General features: G+C 64.9%; 14 protein-coding genes and 2 tRNA genes. 1 reads left to right on the forward strand and 15 read right to left on the reverse strand.

Features of this window, described 5'->3' with window-relative positions; all coding sequences use genetic code 11:
• Positions 1-6 precede the first annotated feature (6 nt).
• From gltB to ACX0GZ_RS03505, 4 genes are all read right to left on the reverse strand, one after another.
• Positions 7-4,530, reverse strand: a complete 4,524-nt coding sequence (gene gltB / locus ACX0GZ_RS03490) for a glutamate synthase large subunit (protein WP_458813434.1) — start codon at positions 4,528-4,530, stop codon at positions 7-9.
• Entirely contained in the window at positions 4,530-5,987 is a 1,458-nt protein-coding gene (locus ACX0GZ_RS03495) for an NAD(P)-dependent oxidoreductase (RefSeq protein ID WP_458813436.1), read from the reverse strand. The genes gltB and ACX0GZ_RS03495 overlap by 1 nt, the downstream gene beginning before the upstream one ends.
• A 164-nt stretch (positions 5,988-6,151) precedes the next feature.
• Complete coding sequence (locus ACX0GZ_RS03500; protein ID WP_458813438.1) at positions 6,152-6,952, reverse strand: undecaprenyl-diphosphate phosphatase; 801 nt, start codon at positions 6,950-6,952, stop codon at positions 6,152-6,154.
• 75 nt (positions 6,953-7,027) lie between these two features.
• A complete protein-coding gene (locus ACX0GZ_RS03505) occupies positions 7,028-7,963 on the reverse strand; it encodes a complex I NDUFA9 subunit family protein (protein WP_458813440.1) in 936 nt (311 codons plus the stop codon).
• Positions 7,964-8,138: 175 nt separating this feature from the next.
• Here ACX0GZ_RS03505 and ACX0GZ_RS03510 point away from each other — a divergent pair.
• Positions 8,139-8,225 (forward strand) — tRNA-Leu (locus ACX0GZ_RS03510).
• Between the two features lie 217 nt (positions 8,226-8,442).
• Here ACX0GZ_RS03510 and ACX0GZ_RS03515 read toward each other — a convergent pair.
• The 11 genes from ACX0GZ_RS03515 to ACX0GZ_RS03565 form a co-directional block, all read right to left on the reverse strand.
• Positions 8,443-8,518: transfer RNA gene (locus ACX0GZ_RS03515), tRNA-Phe, on the reverse strand.
• 30 nt (positions 8,519-8,548) lie between these two features.
• The gene (locus ACX0GZ_RS03520) at positions 8,549-8,749 is read right to left on the reverse strand and encodes a DNA gyrase inhibitor YacG (protein WP_458813442.1); all 201 of its coding nucleotides are present in this window, start codon (positions 8,747-8,749) and stop codon (positions 8,549-8,551) included.
• Between the two features lie 9 nt (positions 8,750-8,758).
• On the reverse strand, positions 8,759-9,715 hold the full coding sequence (locus ACX0GZ_RS03525; protein WP_458813444.1) for a ribonuclease: 957 nt from the start codon (positions 9,713-9,715) through the stop codon (positions 8,759-8,761).
• The gene (locus tag ACX0GZ_RS03530) at positions 9,708-10,277 is read right to left on the reverse strand and encodes a Maf family protein (RefSeq protein WP_458813446.1); all 570 of its coding nucleotides are present in this window, start codon (positions 10,275-10,277) and stop codon (positions 9,708-9,710) included. Before ACX0GZ_RS03530 ends, ACX0GZ_RS03525 begins: the two co-directional genes overlap by 8 nt.
• 109 nt (positions 10,278-10,386) lie before the next feature.
• Positions 10,387-10,605, reverse strand: coding sequence for a translation initiation factor IF-1 (infA, locus tag ACX0GZ_RS03535; RefSeq protein WP_003049127.1), 219 nt, complete (start codon positions 10,603-10,605; stop codon positions 10,387-10,389).
• A 100-nt stretch (positions 10,606-10,705) separates the two neighbouring features.
• Positions 10,706-12,715 (reverse strand): TonB-dependent receptor family protein, encoded by a 2,010-nt coding sequence (locus ACX0GZ_RS03540; RefSeq protein WP_458813448.1) that lies wholly within the window; start codon positions 12,713-12,715, stop codon positions 10,706-10,708.
• A gap of 85 nt (positions 12,716-12,800) precedes the next feature.
• The gene (locus tag ACX0GZ_RS03545) at positions 12,801-13,202 is read right to left on the reverse strand and encodes a hypothetical protein (RefSeq protein ID WP_458813450.1); all 402 of its coding nucleotides are present in this window, start codon (positions 13,200-13,202) and stop codon (positions 12,801-12,803) included.
• A 225-nt stretch (positions 13,203-13,427) separates the two neighbouring features.
• The gene (locus ACX0GZ_RS03550) at positions 13,428-15,581 is read right to left on the reverse strand and encodes a sodium-translocating pyrophosphatase (RefSeq protein ID WP_458813452.1); all 2,154 of its coding nucleotides are present in this window, start codon (positions 15,579-15,581) and stop codon (positions 13,428-13,430) included.
• 240 nt (positions 15,582-15,821) lie between these two features.
• Entirely contained in the window at positions 15,822-16,739 is a 918-nt protein-coding gene (gene thiL / locus ACX0GZ_RS03555) for a thiamine-phosphate kinase (protein ID WP_458813454.1), read from the reverse strand.
• 293 nt (positions 16,740-17,032) lie between these two features.
• A complete protein-coding gene (locus tag ACX0GZ_RS03560) occupies positions 17,033-17,416 on the reverse strand; it encodes a MarR family winged helix-turn-helix transcriptional regulator (protein ID WP_458813456.1) in 384 nt (127 codons plus the stop codon).
• A gap of 61 nt (positions 17,417-17,477) precedes the next feature.
• Positions 17,478-17,771: a putative quinol monooxygenase gene (locus tag ACX0GZ_RS03565; RefSeq protein WP_458813458.1), complete on the reverse strand. Its 294-nt coding sequence runs from the start codon at positions 17,769-17,771 to the stop codon at positions 17,478-17,480.
• Positions 17,772-17,898 lie beyond the last annotated feature (127 nt).

Consider the following 17,898-nt stretch of genomic DNA (forward strand, 5'->3'; position numbering starts at 1 on the left):
CGGTCCCTACTCTGCCGCGACCAGTTCGCTCGGCGCATCGTCCAGGGGATGCGGCAGTCGCGTCAGCATCTCCCTCGGCACCACCTGCCAGAAATCGCCGACGATGCGGTCCCAATCCTCGATCAGGCCGCGCGAATGCTTGCTGTCGGTGGCAGCGGCGTGGGCCGCGACCAGTTCCTTCAGCATACCTTCCCAATGCGACGACGCGATGCGTTGCCAGGTGATGCTTTCCGGATTGGCCCGCGCCGCGAAGGCGCCCTCGCGGTCGTAGATGAAGGCCATGCCGCCGGTCATCCCCGCGCCGAAATTGGCACCCGTCGCACCCAGGATCACGGCGACGCCGCCGGTCATATATTCACAGCCATTCGCGCCGCAGCCTTCGACGACGACGTTGGCACCCGAATTGCGCACCGCGAACCGCTCGCCCGCCTGCCCCGCCGCGAACAGCCGACCGCTGGTCGCGCCATACAGCACGGTATTGCCGATGATGGTATTGTCCTGACTGACCAGCGGCGAACTGACCGTCGGACGCACGACGATGACGCCGCCCGACAGCCCCTTGCCGACATAGTCGTTGGCGTCGCCGAACACCTCCAGCGTAATGCCCTTGCACAGGAACGCGCCCAGCGATTGTCCGGCCGATCCGCGCAGGCGGACATGGATGTGCCCGTCGGCCAGCGTATCCATACCGAACTTGCGCGTGACTTCGCTCGACAGGCGGGTGCCGACCGCGCGGTGCGTGTTGCGGACGGTATAGGTGAGCTGCATCTTTTCGCCGCGGCTGAACACCGCGGCGGCGTCGCCGATCATCTGCGCGTCGAGGCTGTCGGGCACCGGATTGCGCCATTGGCCCTTGTCCGAACGGCGATCCTCGTCCGACGCATCGACCTTGGCAAGGATCGGGTTGAGGTCGAGATCGTCGAGATGCTCGGCCCCGCGGCTGACCTGACGCAGGAGTTCGGTCCGGCCGATCACTTCGTCGAGGCTCCTCACCCCGAGCTTGGCGAGAATCTCGCGCACCTCCTCGGCGATGAAGGTCATCAGATTGATGACCTTTTCGGGCGTGCCGACGAACTTCTGGCGCAGCTTCTCGTCCTGCGTGCACACGCCGACCGGGCAGGTGTTCGAATGGCACTGGCGCACCATGATGCACCCCATCGCGACCAGGCTGAGCGTGCCGATGCCGAACTCTTCGGCGCCCAGGATCGCGGCGATGACGATGTCGCGTCCGGTCTTGAGGCCGCCATCGGTGCGCAGCGTCACGCGGCCGCGCAGGTTGTTCAACGTCAGCGTCTGGTTGACCTCGCTCAGCCCCATTTCCCACGGGGTACCGGCATATTTGATGCTGGTCTGCGGGGAAGCGCCCGTCCCGCCGACATGGCCCGAGACAAGGATGACGTCGGCATGCGCCTTCGCCACGCCCGCCGCGACCGTGCCGATGCCTGCCGACGAGACGAGCTTCACGCACACCCGCGCGCGGGGATTGATCTGCTTCAGATCGTAAATGAGCTGCGCCAGATCCTCGATCGAATAGATGTCGTGGTGCGGCGGCGGAGAGATCAGCGTGACGCCGGGCGTGGCGTGGCGCAATTTTGCGATGAACTCCGTCACCTTGAAACCGGGAAGCTGGCCGCCTTCCCCGGGCTTGGCGCCTTGGGCAACCTTGATTTCGATCTCGTCGCAGGCGTTGAGATATTCGGCGGTGACGCCGAAGCGCCCGCTTGCGATCTGCTTCACCCCCGAATTGGCGTTGTCGCCATTGTCGTAGGGGGAATAGCGTGCCTTGTCCTCGCCGCCTTCGCCCGACACCGCCTTCGCGCCGATGCGGTTCATCGCGATGGCCAGCGTTTCGTGCGCCTCTGGCGACAGCGCGCCCAGCGACATGCCGGGGGTTACGAACCGCTTGCGGATTTCGGTGATCGCCTCGACCTGATCGATCGGCGCGGCTTCCGCTGGATAATTGAATTCAAGCAGGTCGCGCAGATAGACCGGCGGCAGGTCGCGGACGCCGCGCGCGAATTGCAGATAGGTCGAATAGCTGTCGGTCGCGACCGAGCTTTGCAGCAGGTGCATCAACTGCGCCGAATAGGCGTGCGTTTCACCTTGGTGGCGCTGGCGATAGAAGCCACCGATGGGCAGCGTGACGACCGCACGGTCGAACGCCGCCTCGTGCCGCATGATCGCGTTCAGGTGCAGCGACGCATAGCCCTCGCCCGAAATCTTGGCGGGCATGCCGGGGAACAGGTCGGCGACCAGCGCGCGGCTCAACCCCACCGCTTCGAAATTATACCCACCGCGATAGCTGGAGATCACCGCGATCCCCATTTTCGACAGGATCTTGAGCAACCCCTCCTGGATTGCTGTGCGATGCCGTTCCAGACACTCATCCAGTGACAAATCGCCGAACAGCCCGCGTGCCTGGCGATCGGCGATCGACGCTTCGGCCAGATAGGCGTTCACCGTGGTCGCGCCGACGCCGATCAGCACCGCATAATAATGGGTGTCGAGGCATTCCGCCGTCCGCACATTGACGCTGGCATAGGAGCGCAGTCCCTTGCGGACGAGGTGGGTGTGGACAGCCGCAGCCGCCAGTACGCCCGCAATCGCGATGCGGTCCGGCCCGACATTCTCGTCGGTCAGGAACAACTCGGTTTTGCCCTCACGCACCGCCTGTTCGGCCTGTGCGCGGATGTCGGCGATCGCAGCGCGCAAATCCTCCGCTCCACCACCGGTCGCAAAGGTGCAATCGATCTGCGCGGTCTGGTCGGCGAAATAGGCCTTCAGCCGGTCCCAGTCGGCATTGGTCAGCACCGGGCTTTCGAGCACCAGCACCGGATTGGCGCGCTCCTCGCTTTCCAGGATGTTCGACAGATTTCCGAACCGCGTCTTCAATGACATGACGTGGCGTTCGCGAAGCGGATCGAGCGCAGGGTTCGTCACCTGAGAGAAATTCTGGCGGAAGAACTGGCTGATCAGGCGCGGCTTGTCGGAAATGACCGCCAGCGGTGTATCGTCGCCCATCGATCCGATCGCTTCCTTGGCGCTCTCGACCATCGGCGACAGGATCAGCTCCATATCCTCCAGCGTCTGACCCGCCGCGACCTGACGCCGGGTCAGCTCGGCACGGTCGAACCGGCACGAGGAGGCGTCCACGCTCGGCAAGTCGTCGATGGTCAGGAACTCGCCGATCATCGACGCATAGTCGTGCTCGGCGGAAATCCGGTCCTTGACCGCGCGGTCATGCATCAACACGCCGTCGTCGAGGTCGACCGCAATCATCTGGCCGGGGCCCAGTCGGCCTTTTTCGAGCACGCTCGCCTCGGGCACCACCACCATCCCGGTTTCCGACCCGACGATCAGCAAGCCGTCATTGGTCAGCGTGTAGCGCAAGGGACGCAGCGCGTTGCGGTCCATCCCCGCGACTGCCCAGCGACCATCGGTCATGGCGAGCGCGGCGGGGCCATCCCACGGCTCCATCACCGAGGCCAGATATTTGTACATCGACAGATGCGCGCTCGGCATGTCGCTGCCGCCCTGCCAGGCTTCGGGGACCAGCATCAGCTTGGCGGTCGGCGCGTCGCGGCCCGAACGGCAGATCGCCTCAAACACCGCATCCAGCGCCGCGGTGTCGGATGCGCCCGCGGGGATCACCGGCTTGATATCCTCCGAGCGATCTCCGAACGCGATGCTCGCCATCTTGATCTCGTGGCTTAGCATCCAATTCTTGTTGCCGCGGATCGTGTTGACTTCGCCATTATGCGCGAGGCAGCGGAACGGCTGCGCCAGCCACCATTGCGGGAAGGTGTTGGTCGAATAACGCTGGTGAAAGATCGCGACCCGGCTTTCGAACCGATCGTCGGTCAGGTCGGGATAGAAGACCGACAGCGATTCCGCGAGGAACAGGCCTTTATAGATTATGGACCGGCACGACAGCGAACAGACGTAGAAGCCCGCGATCTGCGCTGCGATCACGGCTTTCTCGATCCGGCGGCGGACGAGATAGAGTTCCTTCTCGAACTCCGCCGCGCTCTGTTCATCCGGCATCGGCCCGGCGATCATGATCTGCTCGATCTCGGGCCGGGTTTCCTGTGCCTTGCGGCCAATGACCGACACATCGACCGGCACCTGACGCCAGCCATAGATGGTATAGCCCGCGCCGATGATCTCGGCCTCGACGATCGTCCGGCACGTCTCCTGCGCCCCCAGATCGGTGCGCGGCAAAAAGATCATGCCGACCGCCAGCCGGTTGTCGCGCGGGGCATGGCCCGATGCTTGGATCGCATCGTCGAAAAACCGGTGCGGCAAATCGATATGCAGCCCCGCCCCGTCGCCGGTCTTGCCATCGGCATCGACTGCACCCCGGTGCCACACCGCCTTCAGTGCATCGACCGCCGACTGCACGACGCGACGCGATGGCGTGCCGTCGGTGGCCGCGACCATGCCAACGCCGCAGGCATCGCCCTCGAACTCGGGGCGGTACATGCCTTCGCGGGCCAGGCGTTCGCGTTCGGATTGCATGTCGCGGACCATCACGCCGCCTCCTTCTCGCGCGTCGCCGACGCCTTTGCCTTTGCTTTCAGATACCGGTGCATATGCTCGCTAACGTCGCGCCCGTCGCGGATCGCCCAGACGACCAGCGATGCGCCACGCACGATGTCGCCCGCCGCGAACACGCCGTCCATGCTGGTCATCATGCTGCGTGCGTCGACACGTACGGTGCCCCAGCGATTGACGCCGAGTTCGGGCGCATCGAACAGCGCAGGCAGGTCTTCGGCGTCGAAGCCCAGCGCCTTGATGACCAGATCGGCTTGAAGCGTGAACTCGCTGCCCGGATCGGGTTCAGGCGCGCGGCGACCGGAGGCATCGGGGGCGCCAAGGCGCATCCGCTGACCGCGAACGCGCGCGACTTGGCCGTTGCTATCTTCAAACGCCGCAGGCGCAGAAAGCCAGACGAACTCGACGCCCTCTTCCTCGGCGTTGGCGACTTCGCGCTGCGACCCCGGCATGTTGGCGCGGTCGCGGCGATACAGGCATTTGACCGACTTCGCGCCCTGGCGGATCGCGGTGCGGACGCAGTCCATCGCGGTGTCGCCGCCGCCGATCACGACCACGTCCTTGCCCGCGGCATTCAGGCTGCCGTCCTCGAACGCCGGCACCGCATCGCCGAAGCTCTTGCGGTTGGAGGTGGTGAGGAAATCGAGCGCATCGACGACGCCGTTCGCGCCAACGCCCGGAGCCTTGATCGCGCGCGGTTTATACACGCCGGTCGCGATCAGCACGGCGTCGTGACGGGCGCGCAATTCGTCCAGCGTCGCATCGCGCCCGACCTCGAAATTGTCGTGAAAGACGATGCCGCCTGCCTTCAGCCGATCGACCCGGCGCATCACCACCGGCTTCTCCAGCTTGAAGCCGGGGATGCCATAGGTCAGCAACCCGCCCGCGCGGTCATAGCGGTCATAGACATGGACGTCATAGCCCGCCGCGCGCAGATATTCCGCCGCCGACAGCCCCGCCGGACCCGCGCCGATCACGCCGACCGACTGGCCACGCGCGGGACCGGGGACCAGCGGTTCGACCCAGCCTTCTTCCCATGCCTTGTCGGTGATGAATTTCTCGACCGAACCGATCGTCACCGCGCCGTGGCCGGAAAACTCGATCACGCAATTGCCTTCGCACAGCCGGTCCTGCGGGCAGATGCGGCCGCAAATTTCCGGCATGGTCGATGTCGCGTTCGACAATTCATACGCCTCGCGCAGCCGTCCTTCGGCGGTCAGCCGCAGCCAGTCGGGGATATGGTTGTGCAGCGGGCAGTGGACCGAACAATAGGGAACGCCGCATTGCGAGCATCGCCCGGCCTGCTGTTCGGCGTCAGGAGTCGCATAGCGATCGGCGATCTCGCGAAAATCATCGGCACGCAATTCGGCTTCGCGCTTGGCGGGATATTCCTGCTCGCGCTTTACGAATTGCAGCATCTTTTCGTCGGCCATCGTCCGCTCGCCCCATGTTTGAGGCTCGCGAATTATGCCGCAGCGCGGGGCGAGTCACGCAAAACCCGACAATCGGGTCAGCCTACATGACCTATCGAAAGAATGTTGCTGCGCCGCGAAACTTTGACGGCAATGATTATCGCGAATATCGTCCCGTATCGGTCCTATCGTGCCAGCAGCCACACCAGCGCTACCGATCCGATCGCGATCCGATACCAGGCAAAGGGCGCGAAGCCAAAGCGTCCAACGATCGCCACGAACGCCTTCACCACCACCAGCGCCACCAGAAACGCCACGGTGAATCCGATCGCGATGGCGTTCAGATCGTCGAGCGTCAGCACCTCGCGGTCGCTCCACAGCGCATAGACGGTCGCGCCGATCATCGTCGGGACGGCAAGGAAGAAGCTGAACTCCGCTGCGGTCTTGCGCTCGACCCCCATCAGCAAAGCGCCCATGATCGAAGCGCCTGAGCGGCTGACCCCCGGCACCATCGCCAGACACTGGACCACGCCGATGCCGATCGCGGTCTTGAGCGGCATCGCCTCGACGCTTTCGACCGTGACGTGCTTGACCATCCGCTCGATCACCAGAATCGCGACCCCGCCCAGAATCAGCGCCACCGCGACCGTCATCGGCGACTGCAGCAGCACGCGGATGCCTTCATAGGCGAAGGCGCCGATCACCATCGCGGGCAGGAAGCCGATCAGGATGTTGCGAGTGAACCGGATCGAATCGCGATCGGCGCGGAGCAAACCCTGGCCGACATTCCAGAAACGCCGCCAGTAAGCGACCAGGATCGCGAGGATCGCGCCCAACTGGATCGCGATCTTGAACGCCGCCGACCCTTCGCCGGTAAAACCCAGCAATTCGCTGAGCAAAATCAGGTGCCCGGTCGACGACACGGGCACGAATTCGGTCAGCCCCTCGATGATGCCGAGCAGGATGATGGTCAAAAGGTCGTTCATGGCGGCCCCTTTCGGACGTCATGCGCTGGCGGGCGGGCGGCCCGCGTCAGGGCGTGGGGGAAGGGCGGATTAGATTCAGGCAGCGCGGTGCGTGCCGAACCGACCCTGCTTGCGATACTGGACCAGCCAGCCCGGCGCGACCGTCGCCATCGGAACGGGATCGATATCGAGATCGGCCACGCCCAGCGCCGCGCCGCCGACGACATTGTCGGATTGCAGCATCTTCCACTGGTCGCGGGTGATCGGCGCGCCGGGCAGGAACCCCGCGCCCGCGATCAGCGATCCGATCTGGTCGGGCAGTTCGACGATCGCGGGGTCGCGACCGATGGTCTGCGCGATCCAGCGGATCAGCGCGCCCATCGTGATGACGTCCGGCCCGCCCAGTTCGATGGTCTTGCCCGCAAAGCGCGTCGGCTCGGCGAGCACACGCACCACCGCTTCGGCGACATCGGCGACATAGATGGGCTGGAACTTCGCCTCGGCGCGCAGCACCGGGACGACGGGCGCGCTCTGGATCATCCGCGCGAAGCGATTCACGAACTGGTCCTCGCGACCAAAGACGATCGAGGGGCGCAGGACAATGGCGTTCGCGAACTCGCCGCGCACCGCTTCCTCGCCCAGCGCCTTGGACCGGCCATAAGCGGAGGGCGATTCGCGATCCGCGCCGATCGCCGACATCTGGACGAAGGCGGTGGCGCCCGCCGCGTCGGCAGCGGCGGCCACCGCCCGCGCGCCGCGCACATGATATTTCTCGAAATCGCCCGACAAGATGCCGACCAGATTAACCACCGCGCCGGACCCTTCGACTGCGCGCGCCAGCGTCTCGGGGCGCGCGACGTCGGCGGCGACGAACTGGGTCTGGCCGAGGCCGCCCAGCGGTTTCAGGAACCACGCCTGACGCGGATCGCGCTGCGCGATGCGGACGCGCGCGCCCTTTGCGAGCAACGCCTGGACGACATAGCGGCCGACAAAACCGCCGCCGCCGATGACCGTGATGAGCTTGTCCTTCATGTGCCTTGCCATGTTTCGGTTGGTCGCTGGGATGACAGCCTGATGGCCACGTCCAATGCCCCTTGTGGGCGGCAAGGGCAAGGCCGCGCGGGTGCGGCGCCGACAAGTGCGAAAAACCGCACGATGCCGGTTGACACCCCCGACCCCGCCGCCTAGTTGCCGCCGCCTACCCCGTGCCCGGATGGCGGAATTGGTAGACGCACCAGCTTCAGGTGCTGGCGATCGCAAGGTCGTGGAGGTTCGAGTCCTCTTCCGGGCACCATTTTCCTTGAAGCTCAGGAACCACAGGGTTTGGCGTAAATTCCAGGATTTACACGAGCATCCAGCTCTAGGACGCCGCTATGTGGCACCAGCAGTTAGACTGCATTCGCTAAAGTAAGCTGGCTCGATAGGCTGTTGGGCAACCCTTACTGTGGAGTGGGCCGCTCTTAATGTGGTTTTGGGCCAGCTTTATTGTGCGGGATCAAGATTTCAGGAAATGGTGCCTAGGGACGGGATCGAACCGCCGACACTGCGATTTTCAGTCGCATGCTCTACCAACTGAGCTACCTAGGCACGCCGATCGAGTGATCGGGAGGGGGCTCCTTAGTCGGGGCGTCCGGTGCTGTCCAGCCCTGCCGAACCGGTTTCCGCGTCAGGGTCGCTCTCGGCCGGGCCGGCGGGAATCCGATACCCCTCGCCCAGCCATTTGAGCAGGTCGCGGTCGCGGCAGCCACGGCTGCAAAAGGGGGTGTGCTCAGGCGCGACGGGCTTGTCGCAGATCGGGCAGGCATTGCGGCGGGGCATCGGGTTCCTTCAGGCGGGGCTGAACAGATGGGGGCGCCCGGTCCGCCGGTGAAGCGCCGTGAGCCAATCGGGATGCCGGTCGAGAACAGCGATCAGTGCGGGGGGCAGGCGGTGCCAGGTCGGATCGGTCGGACCGCTGCGCTCGATTCGCCGCAGCACCGCGCGCAGTTCGGCGGCGGCTGGATCGAGCGCCAGCAATTCGGGAAGCGAAGCGCGCGGGCGGCGGCGAACCACCTGCAAGAAGCCGAAGCCGTTGATCGCGGTGCGTTCATAGGGTTGCGGCAAGGCGCGATCGAACGCCTCGACCACGCGGTTGCGCGCCGGTTTGTCGGGGAGGGTGGGGAAATCCACGCCGATCGACCCGCCAATCCCGAACCCCCGGATCGCGCGTGCAGCAGCGATGCCGCCCGCGATCGCCAGCGGCTCCAGCGGCGGCGCGCCGTCGATGTCGAACAGGGTCATGGCAGGCGTCACGCTCATGCGAAGCTGTCCGCCGGGAAAGGCGATCTCGCCGCTTGCGGCCTCAGCCAGCAATTCGGACCAGCCCGCGGCTTCCAGTGCATCCGCCTGATGCGGCTGGCAGGTGCGAACGGGGATGCCGGTCGCGGCGATGCGGGCGAGCAGGTCGGGGCCGGGGGCGGGGCTTGCACCTTCGGGGGCGAGGCGCGCGCGCGGCGGCTTGGGCCGCTCGGCCTCGGGGATCGCCTCACGCACGATTTCGACCAGCAGGGCGCGGCCTTCGCTAAGCCCCTTGGGAATCGCATCGAGCAGCGCTTCGCCGCCGTCTGCGAGTTCGATCCGCGCGCCGCGATTCGCGGTAGGACGCTCGATCAGCCGTGCCTCGGCGATCGTCCCCAGCGACGGTCCGGCATCGTCAGGCTCGATCCGCGCCTCGACGATCGCGCCGTTCTCGATCAGCGCCGCGCGGTTCTCGCCGATCCCGGCCTCATAGAGCCATTCAGACAAGCGGCAGCCCCGCCGCCTTCAGCAGTGCGCGCGTTTCGAACAGCGGCAGGCCGATGACGCCCGAATGGCTGCCCGACAGGAATCGCACGAACGCTTCGGCGCGGCCCTGGATCGCGTAGCCGCCCGCCTTTCCCAGCCCCTCGCCGCAATCGATATAGGCCTGGATTTCCTGCGGGTGCAGGCGTTTGAACGCGACCACGGTGTCCGCGAGCTTGATCCGCGCGGTGCCGTGCGAATCGATCACGCACACCGCCGACAGGCAGTGGTGACGGCGTCCCGACAGCTTGTTCAGCAGGTCGCGCTGGATGTCGGGCGTGTCGGCGGGCGGCAGGATGCGACGGCCGAGCGCAATGGTGGTGTCGCCCGCCAGCACGATCTCTCCAGCCGCGCGATCGACGGCGCGCGCCTTCTGCTCGGCCAGCCGCAGCGCATAGGCGCGGGGAAGCTCGTCCTTTAGAGGATTTTCGTCGATGTCGGGCGCGGCAACGCGGGTGGGCGTCACCCCAAGCCGCTCGACCAGCGCCAACCGGCGCGGTGAAGTGGAGGCGAGGACAAGGTTCATGATGTCCCCCTAGCCGTTCGTTTCGAGCGAAGTCGAGAAACGCATTCCCGGCGCCCGGGACCCGTTTCTCGACTTCGCTCGAAAAGAACGGGCCGAGAAACGCGTGATCTTATTTGAAACGATAGGTGATCCGACCCTTGGTCAAATCATAGGGCGTCAGTTCGACGAGCACTTCGTCGCCCACCAGCACGCGGATGCGGTTCTTGCGCATCTTGCCGGCGGTGTGGCCGAGAATCTCGTGGTCGTTCTCAAGCCGGACGCGGAACATGGCGTTGGGCAACAGCTCAACCACCTGTCCGCGCATTTCAAGCAGTTCTTCCTTGGCCAAAAAATGCCTCATGTCATGGAGCGAAAGTCGCGGCTCCATACGCGCTGGCGTGGAAAAAGGGAAGCGGGCGCGGAGGATGAAACGCCGCGCCCGCTTCCTTTCAGAAATTCGCGCGCACGCCGCCATAAATCGCGCGGCGCTCGATCGGATAGAAAATCTCCGACGCGGGTGTTGCCGCGACCACGGCGGAGATGTCGCCCACCGCCTTCTTCGCGGTCAGATTGCGCGCATCGACGAACACGCTGAGCGACTCCGACAGCCGCGCCTTCGCACCCAGCCCGATCGTCGCATAGCCATCAACGCGCAGCGTGTTGCGATAATCGGCCCACGCGCCCTGCGGTATCCATTCGACCCGCGGCGAGACGCTCAACGCATCGGTCCCCAGTCGCAGTTCGGCGCGATAGAGATGCTCGGGCACCACCGGCAGACGGTTGTCGCCATAGCGCGTGTCATCGACGAAGCGGAAATCGTTGAACTGATAGACCTGATTGAGCGCCAGCCACGGCGCGATGGCCAGCGTCAGGCCGGCCTCGACCCCCTGGTGCAAAGTACGATCGGCGTTGAAGGTCGATGCCGGAATGTCCGGCCCGATCACGAACTGCAGCATCTCTCCGCGAAGGTCGGCGCGATAGAGGCTGATGTCCCAGCTGGCGATGCCCAGCCGCCCGCGCGTGCCGATCTCGGTCGTCCAGGCGCGCTGCGGCTCGACCGCGACGAAGCCCACGGTGGGCGCCTGCACCAGTTCGGAAAAGCCCGGAAGCTCCAGGCTGCGCGACCGGTTGGCGTAAAGCTGCACCCCCGGCACCGGCGTCCACAGCACCCCGAATTTGGGCGAGAAACCATCGAAACGGCCGCCGTCGCTGTTGGCGGGAGCGAGCAGGTTGTCGACCTCGCGCTCACCCAGCGTGTGGATTCCGCCCGCGATCAAGCTGAGCGTGTCGCCCAGCAGCAGGCGACCCTCGACATGGCTGTTGATGGTGTGCGCCCGCTGAACGATGCTGGCGGTCAACGCGCCGCGCTTGCCGCCGATATTAACGAACTGCTTGGCGTCGGTGGTGCCGAACCGCGCCTGGCCGCCCAGCGTCACCTCCCAGCCGATGGCGTCGCTGACCCGCCCGGCATAATCCAGGCTGGCGAAGGCGCCATAGGTATCCGACTTGTGGTCGATGACCTGAAAGATCGGGTGGTAGAGCTGCTTGGTGTTGTAGAAGACGCCGACGCTTGCCTCTCCGCTGCCGATCGCGACGCGTGTGCGGTTCTGCAACCGGATCGAATCGATGTCGCGGCCGTAATTGTTGGCGATCAGTATCGCGCGCGCCTTGGCCGGATTGTTGATCGCGTCGGTCAGGTTGAGGTTGCCCGGCGAATCCTGACGGATGTGGTTGATCGACGCGTAGAAGCGCGTTTCCGCACCCGTGCCCAGCTTCAGGCCGACATTGCCGTTCAGCCGCAGCGAACGGCGATCGGACTGCTGGCGATCGCCCGACGACGTATCGCCGGTCATGGCCAGGAACACGTCACCCACTGCGTCCGACGCGCCATAGGCGATCTTGCCGCGCAGCGTGTCGAAACTGCCGCCATCGGCGCGCAGTTCGATGCCCGGCGCACTGCGCCCCGTCGGGGTGATTGCGTTGATCGCGCCACCCAGGGTCGATCCGCCATAGCGCAGCGCGTTGCCGCCGCGATACACCTCGATCGCCTCGAACACCTGCGGGTCGAGTTCCTGAAAATCGCCATTGTCGTCGGCCAGGTTGATGGGGATGCCGTCCTGAAGCAGCGTCAGCCCACGCATGTGAAAGCCGCGGCTGATCCCCGACCCGCGGATCGACAGCCGGGTTTCCTGACCGAAACGGGGCTGGGCATAGACGCCGGGCGAGAACGCGAGCGCGTCGGCGAGCGAAACCGCGACCTTGTCTTCGAACTGCTCGGCCTCGACCCGGTCGGCGCCGCCGGGGCGCTGTTCGGGATCGGTAGCGCGCTTGCCCGTTACGGTGACCTGCTCTTCGTCGCGTGGCGGTTCGTCGTCGCGGGCATGGGCGGGAAGCGCGCAAAGAAGCGCGGATGCGGAAATGCCGGCCGACAATGCGGCCCGCAGCGTGAAACTGGACATGGAAAACCCTTCATGGTCCCGTGGCCTTCGGGCAGCACGCGACAGCATCGATCGCGCCGCGCTTGTTGCGCGCGGCAAATGGAAATCAGGCGATCGTGAAGGTGGGCGGGCCGGTGGACGGCGGCGGCGGTGCGGCCAGTCCCTGGCCGATGGCGACCGAGAAACGTGCCAGCGCGAATGTCGGTTCGGTCGTGGTTGCAAGCGGTTCGGGGTCGATTCCGAGCGGCGGATCGAACGGCGCGGTCAGCCCGGCAAAGGCGCAATGCTGTTTGGCGGCGTGGGCCTCTCCCGGATCGCTGCGGTGCAGCCGGTTGTTGGCATCGACGAACGCGGTGACCATGCCGTCGCCGGTACACAGTTCGATCCAGCGCCCCTGATCCGACGGCATCCACCCGCCTGGCACCGCGATCCGCAGCAACAGCGCGCACGCGACCAGCGCCAGCGCAACGCGCCTGCCCAGTCCGTTCGTGTCGATGCCGCCCCGCATGGCTGAGCCTTTAGTGCGGAGGGGAATTGCGTGTCGAGCGTTACCTGCCCCCCCGACCCGTTTGTTTCGAGCGAAGTCGAGAAACGTGGGTTAAGCGCTGGTGTCGCGTTTCTCGACTTCGCTCGAAACAAACGGAGGGGAGGGTTTTGCTCGCGTTGTATCGGCCTCAAAAGAAAACCCCGCCCGGTTGCCCGGACGGGGTTGAGATCGCACCTCAATAAACGGTCAAGCGACCGCCAATGCCGACAGCAGCAGCAGTGCGACGATGTTGGTAATCTTGATCATCGGATTGACCGCCGGGCCTGCCGTATCCTTGTACGGATCGCCCACGGTGTCGCCGGTGACCGCGGCCTTGTGCGCCTCGCTCCCCTTGCCGCCGTGATTGCCGTCCTCGATATATTTCTTGGCATTGTCCCACGCGCCGCCGCCGCTCGTCATCGAGATCGCGACGAACAGACCCGAGACGATGACGCCCAGCAGCAATGCGCCGAGTGCCGCAAAGCCGTTGGCCTGACCCGCGACTGCAGTGATTAGGAAATAGACCGCGATCGGCGTCACCACCGGGAGCAACGACGGAATGATCATCTCCTTGATCGCCGCCTTGGTTACGATGTCGACGGTGCGGGCATAGTTGGGGCGGCTGGTCCCCGCCATGATGCCGGGGTCGTTGGCGAACTGATCGCGCACGTCCTGCACCACATGCCCCGCCGCACGCCCGACCGCGGTCATGCCGAAGGCCCCGAACAGATAGGGGAGCAATGCCCCGAGCAGCAGCCCGACCACGACATATGGATTGGACAGGCTGAAATCGACGGTGATGTCAGGGAAGAACTCGGTCAGATCGGTGGTGTACGCCCCGAACAGCACGAGTGCCGCCAGACCCGCCGATCCGATCGCATAGCCCTTGGTCACCGCCTTGGTGGTGTTGCCCACTGCGTCCAATGCGTCGGTGCGTTCGCGGACTTCATCCGGAAGCCCCGCCATCTCGGCGATGCCCCCGGCATTGTCCGTGACCGGACCATAGGCATCGAGCGCGACGACCATACCGGTCAGCGCGATCAGCGAGGTGGCGGCAAAGGCGATGCCGATGATCCCGGCAAGCTGATACGCGCCGACGAACGCGATCAGGATGACGATGGTGGGAAGCGCGGTCGCCTCCAGGCTGATCGCCAGTCCCTGGATGACGTTGGTGCCGTGGCCGGTAACGCTGGCCTTGGCGATCGACTTCACCGGGCGATAATTGGTGCCGGTATAATATTCGGTGATCCAGACCAGCGCGCCGGTCAGGCCGAGGCCGATCAACATGCACCAGAACAGGTCCATGCCGGTGAAGCTCTCTCCGGCTGCGGGAGAGCCTTCCGCGCTCGACAGCACGGTATCGCTCATCGGGTCGAGGAAGCCCGCGCCGCCGATCACCGCGTTCATGTCGCCCAGCACATACTGGCTGGCGAGATAGATGGCGGGCACCGACAGGATCGCGGTGGTCCAGAACCCCTTGTACAGCGCCCCCATGATGCTGCCCTTGCCGAGGCGGACCATGTAGGTGCCGATGATCGAGGTGATGATGCACACGCCCCCGACCAGCAAGGGCAACGACATCAGCGCGGTCAGTTCGGCATCGGTGCCCGAGACGAGCAGCGCGATCGACACCATCGTCAGGCCGATGGTGACGACATAGGTTTCGAACAGATCGGCGGCCATGCCCGCACAGTCGCCGACATTGTCGCCGACATTATCGGCGATCACCGCAGGGTTGCGGGGGTCGTCCTCGGGTATGCCCGCCTCGACCTTGCCGACCAGATCGGCGCCGACGTCCGCAGCCTTGGTAAAGATGCCGCCGCCCAGCCGCGCAAAGATCGAGATGAGCGATGCGCCGAAGGCGAGTGCGGTCAGCGCCTCGATCACTTCGCGGCTGTTCGCCGGATCGCCCTTCACGCCAACCAGATACCAGAAGATCAGCGCCATCGACAGCAGGCCAAGGCCCGCCACCAGCATCCCCGTCACCGCGCCCGAGCGGAACGCGAGAGTCAGCCCGCCCTGAAGCGAGGACCGTGCGGCCTCCGCCGTGCGGACATTGGCGCGCACCGAAATGTTCATGCCGACAAAGCCTGCGACGCCCGACAGCACCGCGCCGATCAGGAAACTGACGGTGGCGACGGTGCCCAGCGTGACCGCCAGCACGACCGCGACGACGACGCCGACGATGGCGATGGTGCGATATTGACGGCCGAGATAGGCCTTTGCGCCTTCCTGAATGGCGGCGGCGATGTCCTGCATCTTTGCGTCGCCCGCGGGCTTCGACAGGATCTGCTGACTGGTCACGATGCCATAGACCACGGCGATGACGCCGCAGACCAAGGCGAGATAGACGATCTCCATACCCCTTCGGTCCTCCCCGTTATGTCGGGACGGTGCAGGGTCTTGCGCCCTGTCAACCGGCCGCAACTAGGGGGACGAAGCTATAGCGTTGGAAGGAAAGCGCAAGCGGCGTGATGGGTGGGGGAGTTCGCTGCCCTCAAACCGTCATTGCGAGCGCAGCGAAGCAATCCAGCCGCCGCACGCGTTGCCGCTGGATTGCTTCGCTGCGCTCGCAACGACGATCATCCATATAATCGCGTCTCAGTGCCGCCACCCGAGCGACGCAGGCAGCGCAACCTGCCTGCCCCCTGCCGTCACCGACAACCCGCTCCCCGCCCGGCACGTCCCGATCGCGGTCGCGGGAACCGGCGGCCTCACCCCGGCGGGCAGCGTGAACAGCAACTGATAGTCATCCCCCGCCGTCGCCGCGAACAACCGCGCCGCCTCGCCGTCCCCGCGCACCGACACGAACGCGGTGGACAACGGCAGCCGGTCGAGGTCGATCTCGATCGCCACCCGGCTCGCCTTCGCCATCCGCTCGGCATCGATCAGCAACCCGTCGGACACGTCCATCATCGCCGCGACCACAGGCGCGAGCGCCTGCCCCTGCGCCACCATCGCCTGCGGACGGCGATAGGCGTCGATAAGCGCCCCCGGACTGGTCCGCCCCGCATCCAGCAGCGCCAGCCCCGCACCAGCGTCGCCGATCGTGCCCGTCACCCACAGCACATCGCCCGAAAACATCCCGCTGCGCGCAGGGACACGGGCGGCTGCCTCGCCGATCGCGGTCAGCGTGAAGCTGTGCGGGGCTCCCGCCGGCATCCGCACCGTATCCCCGCCGATCAGCGCGCAGCTATGTTCGACCAGGATCGCGCCCAATCCCTCGACGAACCGTGCGTCCCAACCGTCATCGCCCGACAGCGCATAGTTCATCAGGCACGCAATCGGCGTCGCGCCCTTGGCGGCCAGGTCCGACAGATTCACCGCCGCGAGCTTCCATCCCACGCTGTCGGCGGGATCGTCACGACGGAAATGCACGCTTTCGACCAGCGTATCGCTGGTGAGGACAAGCTTCGCACCCCCCACCGCCAACACCGCCGCATCGTCGGCTAGACCCCGCGCGGCGTCATGGGTCGCAAGCGCGCGAAGCCTGTCGATAAAGGCGAACTCGTCGGTCATGGGGAGGGGCTTAATGCACGGAACACCAACGCGCTACGCGACTGGCGCGGAAAATCTCGATCATCCGTCAGACATTCTTCATGCCCTGGCCTTCACCCAGTGGGTTGCCAACTTGTGCATCGTTGGCGCGAGCAGCAGGCTAGTTAGCGGCATAAGAATTGCCGTCAAAATGAGGGTCTGGAGGCCTAGCGCCAAATCGCTGATCATTGCTTCGAACAGCACCAGCATCCCAGTCACGAGTGGCCACGCGACAAGCCATACGAGGATCGTCCGAACGAGAATGATCCGCCTTGTCACGAATGGGCATCCGTTGCCCGGTTAAGGATCGCGAAATATTCCGGCAAAACCTGGCGGAGCTTGTTTTTGCCGGTTTCCGTAAGGGTAACATTTCGCGAGCGCCCATCGTCGGCGTTGTCGGAAATGGCGATCAGCTTCGACTGTTCCAGATTTTGAAGGGTGCGCGTGACGACGGGTCGCGACACATCTAATCGATCGGCAATCTCGCTGGCCGTAAGATAGTTGCGCTGTAGCTCGCGGTCGATGAGGATCATTGCCAGGAACCGTAACTGCGAGAGATCGTGCCGCGCGAAATAGGCCTCGAGGTCGCGGATCAGCAGACTGCCGTTTCGCATGATGCAAAGCGCGTCGAGCACTTTGTCCGCATCGACATTTTCCAATCGATCGACATATCCATCAACCATCCGCCAGCTTGGCAGTTCTTTCAGAAAGAACATGAAATCAACGGACTGGCCTGAGATGCAGGATTTGGGGCGGTTCGGCCAACCAAGCCTTGTAAGCCTTAAACACGGCCTGGGTGTATGGTTGGTCGTGATGTGAAGCTAGCGCTGCCTCGTCGCGCCATTCTTCGTAAAGATGCAAACTGCCTTGTTCGACATTTTCGTTAAGCCGAAACGTCATGCAGCCCGGTTCGGCGCGGGTTTGGTCGATGATCTCGCAGATCGCAGTGCGCGCCGCATCGAAATGCTGCGGGTGCGGCGTGATATGGGCGATGATGTTCAGTGGCTCGCTCATGACAGCTCCCTTTTAATTACCATGATAACCATATGGCTTCGAGTGGTTGTCTGGTCAAGCCGCGTCGCCTGTGGGAAGCGGACAATTCGTGAGCCAGCCTATATCGACGTTCGTCGCCCAGGCCGAT

It is taken from the genome of Sphingomonas aestuarii, from assembly GCF_054457155.1.

Coding starts and splice junctions, on each gene's coding strand:
- gltB (WP_458813434.1), bottom strand. CDS start 4,530: ATGGTCCGCGACATGCAATCCGAACGCGAACGCCTGGCCCGCGAAGGC.
- ACX0GZ_RS03495 (WP_458813436.1), bottom strand. CDS start 5,987: ATGGCCGACGAAAAGATGCTGCAATTCGTAAAGCGCGAGCAGGAATAT.
- ACX0GZ_RS03500 (WP_458813438.1), bottom strand. CDS start 6,952: ATGAACGACCTTTTGACCATCATCCTGCTCGGCATCATCGAGGGGCTG.
- ACX0GZ_RS03505 (WP_458813440.1), bottom strand. CDS start 7,963: ATGAAGGACAAGCTCATCACGGTCATCGGCGGCGGCGGTTTTGTCGGC.
- ACX0GZ_RS03520 (WP_458813442.1), bottom strand. CDS start 8,749: ATGCCCCGCCGCAATGCCTGCCCGATCTGCGACAAGCCCGTCGCGCCT.
- ACX0GZ_RS03530 (WP_458813446.1), bottom strand. CDS start 10,277: ATGAACCTTGTCCTCGCCTCCACTTCACCGCGCCGGTTGGCGCTGGTC.
- ACX0GZ_RS03540 (WP_458813448.1), bottom strand. CDS start 12,715: ATGTCCAGTTTCACGCTGCGGGCCGCATTGTCGGCCGGCATTTCCGCA.
- ACX0GZ_RS03545 (WP_458813450.1), bottom strand. CDS start 13,202: ATGCGGGGCGGCATCGACACGAACGGACTGGGCAGGCGCGTTGCGCTG.
- ACX0GZ_RS03550 (WP_458813452.1), bottom strand. CDS start 15,581: ATGGAGATCGTCTATCTCGCCTTGGTCTGCGGCGTCATCGCCGTGGTC.
- thiL (WP_458813454.1), bottom strand. CDS start 16,739: ATGACCGACGAGTTCGCCTTTATCGACAGGCTTCGCGCGCTTGCGACC.
- ACX0GZ_RS03565 (WP_458813458.1), bottom strand. CDS start 17,771: ATGAGCGAGCCACTGAACATCATCGCCCATATCACGCCGCACCCGCAG.